This is a genomic window from Pseudomonas sp. No.21 (assembly GCF_054558415.1).
On record NZ_BAAJNO010000044.1, the window covers coordinates 1 to 683 of the forward strand.

Here is a 683-nt window from a genome sequence, read left to right on the forward strand (position 1 = left end):
GCGCCCAGGCTGTAGATGTCGCCCTTGAGGTTGGTGAGGCTGTTGGCGCGCAGGGCCATGTCGGCGCCGCTGAAGACCAGGCCCTGGTTGAGCAGGGTCGGGGCTTCGATGCGCAGCTTCTGCGCGGCGCCGAGGGTGCCGCGGTTGTCGAGGCTGGCGACGATCAACAGGGCATCGCCCACGGTGCTGATAGTGCCGGCGTTGACCAGGCTGCTGCCGAGGCGGAACTCGCCCTTACCGCCGCTGCGCAGTTGCGCGCCCTGGCCGAGTTCGGCATTGGCGGCGCTGAGGGTCAGATCGCCCAGGCTCTTCAGGCTGCCGTTGCCCTGGTAGCGGCCGGTGAGGGCCAGTTGCAGCTTGCCTTCGGTTTCGATGGCGCCGTCGTTGGTCCAGTCGCCGCCGCTGGCGGTGATGTCGTCGATGGACACCAGCTTGCCGCTGGCGGTCTGGGTGAAGGTGCCGACCTTGAGGTCCAGGCGCTGGGCCTGCAGCAGGCTGCTGTTGGTCCAGTCGGCGACGTCGAGGCTGAGCACGCCGTTGGTGATGAAGCTGCCGCCGGCCTGCCCGGCATCGGCCAGGCTGAGGGCGAAGCCCTGGGTGCCGACGTGGCGCAAGGTGCCCTGCTGGTTGCTGAGGCTGGCGCTGGTGAGGCTGAAGCCGGCGTTGCCGATTTCCACCAGGCC

1 protein-coding gene is annotated in these 683 nt (G+C 69.1%); it reads right to left on the reverse strand.

The features are described 5' to 3' along the window. Positions 1–683, reverse strand: a 683-nt coding sequence (locus tag ACYJSS_RS30680; RefSeq protein ID WP_459481277.1) for a hypothetical protein, incomplete at both ends; no start/stop codon positions are given.